This is a genomic window from Rhodococcus sp. NPDC056743, assembly GCF_042790355.1.
In the GTDB taxonomy this organism is placed as follows: Bacteria; Actinomycetota; Actinomycetes; order Mycobacteriales; family Mycobacteriaceae; genus Rhodococcus_F.
In genome coordinates this window covers 1-3,468 of sequence record NZ_JBHTZI010000024.1, presented here as the reverse complement: position 1 = coordinate 3,468, position 3,468 = coordinate 1, and the positions used below count along the sequence as shown (strand labels likewise).

Annotated in this window: 1 protein-coding gene; it reads left to right on the top strand. The window is 61.0% G+C overall.

Going from position 1 to position 3,468, the window contains the following annotated elements:
* Positions 1–3,468: condensation domain-containing protein (locus ACFRFQ_RS30440; RefSeq protein ID WP_378665302.1), on the top strand; the 3,468-nt coding region annotated here is incomplete at both ends.

Here is a 3,468-nt window from a genome sequence, read left to right as displayed (position 1 = left end):
GGTGGCTCGGGCTGCGGTTGTGGTGCGGGGGGATCGGTTGGTGGGGTTTGTGGTGGCGGAGTCTGGTGTGGTTCTGGATGTTTCGGTGGTTGTTGGTTCGGTGGCAGAGCGGGTGCCGTCGCAGATGGTGCCGGCTGTGGTGGTGGTGGTTGACGGGTTGCCGGTGACGCCGAATGGGAAGTTGGATCGGGATGCATTGCCCACACCGAATTTCGAGGATCGACCGGGCACATTCATCGCTCCGGCAACCGAGATGGAATCTGCGCTGGCAGGTTTGTTCGCGGAGGTTCTGGGACTCGAATCGGTAGGCGCGGGAGACTCGTTCTTTTCTCTCGGCGGCGACAGCATCGTCGCGATTCAGTTGGTCTCTCGTGCGAAGGCCGCTGGAATCGTTCTCTCGGCGCGGGATGTGTTCGAGCATAAAACGGTGGCTGGGTTGGCGGAGGTTGCCGTCTTCGGTGATGGAACGGAGGCAGTCGGATTGGACGAACTGCCTGGGGGCGGGGTCGGTGAGGTTCCGTTGACGCCGATAATGCGATGGCTCCTCGAACGGGGCACGGGATTCACTCGCTTCTCACAAGCCGTGATGCTCAACCTTCCGGCCGGAATCGACGAACGGGGCCTGGAGGGCACCGTGCAGGCGGTGCTCGATCATCACGACATGCTGCGGGCTCGGCTGCGGCCACAAGCCGATGGCGGTTGGACGTGGGAAGTGTTGCCGCAAGGTACGATTCGAGCGGACAGCCTCATCTGCCGGGTGTCGATGCAGGGGAACCTGGGAAGTTCCCAGTTCAGTGACCACGCCGCTGCGGAGTTGGATGCTGCGGCTGATCGGTTTGATCCCAGTACGGGCGCTGTGGTGCAGGTGGTGTGGTTTGATCCCCCGAATGCCGGCGAGCAGGGTTGCGCGTTGGTGGTGGCTCATCATTCGGTGATCGACGGGGTGTCGTGGCGGGTGCTGATACCCGATCTGGCGATTGCGTGGTCGCAGATCGCGGCTGGAATGGAACCAGAGTTGCCTGCGGTCGGAACATCGATGCGGCGGTGGGCTCATGGACTGATCGACGAGGCTCGTCGACCGGAGCGGATCGCCGAACTCGACCTGTGGCAATCGATGGCTGCGGTGGATGATCCGGTGATCGGGTCTCGCCCCCTCGACCCTTCGGTCGATGTGAACGGCTCGACGGATCATGTTTTCGTCGAATTGCCTACCGACGTGACAGAAGCGCTGCTGACCACAGTTCCCGAAGCATTTCACGGTGGGGTCGGAGATGGGTTGTTGGCTGCGTTGGCCGTCGCGGTCACGCAATGGCGGCGAGATCGCCGGCCGATGTCGACAGATGCTCCGATTGCCACAACACTCATTGCGCTGGAAGGCCATGGGCGACAGGAGAACGCGGTACCTGGCTCGGATCTAGGCCGGACCGTCGGCTGGTTCACCACGAGTTTTCCACTGCGGCTGGAACTCGAGTCCGTCGATATCGACGAAGCGTGCGCGGGCGGCGTCTCATTGGCTGCCGCCGTCAAAGCAGTCAAGGAACAGATCCGGGCGGTGCCCGATCACGGGATCGGCTACGGTCTGTTGCGGTATCTCAACGAGGACACCGCTTTTGAAATGAGGGATTTTCCGACACCGCAGATCGGATTCAATTATCTGGGGCGCATCGGGTCGGTAACCGCGGACGGATCTCAGCCGGTTGGATGGGCGCCGCTAGATGATGGTGGCACGCTCGCCGACTCCCGGCGTGGGGGTGCCCAGGATCCCGACATGCCAGTCGCGAACGTGCTGGAGATCAATGCCATGACTCTCGGTGGCTCGCGTAAGCCACGATTACACGCGACGTGGACTTTTCCTGCCGGGGTGTTGACCACCGACGAGGTGAGTGAGCTGGCGCGGTTGTGGACCGAGGTGTTGACTGCCCTGTCCGAGCATCCTCTCGGAGGACGGACGCCGTCGGATCTGGACTTGGTCAGTCTCGGCCAAGGTGAAATCGAGTTGCTCGAGGAGCGGTACCCGGCGCTGAGTGACGTGTGGCCGTTGTCCCCGCTGCAGGCAGGTTTGCTGTTCCACGCGCTACTGTCCGAGGAGTCGGTGGACGCGTACGTCGTGCAGTTGGCTGTCGAATTGCGGGGTGAGGTTGATACGGATCGCCTGCGTCAGGCGGGACAAGTGCTGCTTGATCGCCATCCGAATCTGCGGACTGCATTTGTCTCCGACCTCGAATCCGGTCCGGTGCAGGTTGTCCGGGAAGACGTCACGGTCGTGTTGTCTGAAATGGACCTGTCGGAACTCGACGAGGAAGCACGACACCGTGAATTGGATCGAGTGATGGCGTCTGACAGAGCGCATCGCTTTGATCCCGCGCGTGCCCCTCTGCTGCGCTGGTTGCTCATCACTACGGGCCCGCAAAGCTACCGCTTGGTGATGACCAATCATCATCTGTTGCTGGACGGTTGGTCGACTCCTCTTTTGGTACGCGAACTGCTGCTGGCCTACGCGGCAGGTGAAGAGGCCTTGCCGAGGGCGTACCCGTACCGCGACTACCTGGCGTGGATCAAACAGCAGGATACGTCGAGATCTCTTGACGTGTGGGCGAAGGCTTTCGAGGGTGTCGAGGAGTCGACGTTGGTTGCGCCGGTTGATCCTGCTCGTCGGTACGGCGGGTCGCGGGATGTGTTCGGTGAGTTGACCGAGGATCAGACTGTGGCGTTGATGTCGTGTGTTCGGGGTATGGGGGTCACTGTGAATTCGGTGATCGAGATGGCGTGGTCGATTGTGTTGGGTGGGTGGACGTCTCGTGATGATGTGACGTTCGGTTCGACGGTGGCTGGTCGTCCTCCGCAGGTTGCGGGGGTGGAGTCGATGATCGGTTTGTTTGTCAATACGGTGCCGGTGCGGGTTCGGTTGGATCGGGGGGAGACTCTTGGTTCGCTTCTTTCTCGGATTCAGGGTGAGCAGGCTGGTCTTCTTGATCATCAGTATGTGGGTTTGGCGGATATTCAGCGGGTTGCGGGTGCTGGTGCTGTGTTCGACACGATGACGGTGTTCGAGTCGTATCCGGTGGATCGTGGTGGGTTGACTGCGGAGACGGATATTGCGGGTATGCGGGTTGTTGATGTCAGTGGTGTTGATGCCGCGCACTATCCGATCGGCGTTGTTGCGCACCTCGACAATCGACTGCACATCAGAATCAAGTATCTGCCGGAGCTTTTCGACTGCGGGACTATCGACAGTGTCCTGCAGCGAGTTTTCTGTGTCGTCAACGCCGTTGTTTCAGATCCTGATCTGCCACTTGCGGCGCTGGACGTGCTCTCACCGGAGGAGCACCGGGAACTGGCTCCGGTTCAGGGTGGCTTGTCTGTGAAAGAACAAGTGTTGCCGGAGTTGTTGGCTGTGGGGGCGGCGGATCGGGATGCGGTTGCTGTGGTGTGTGGTGGTCGGCGGTTGTTGTATGGGGAGTTGGATGT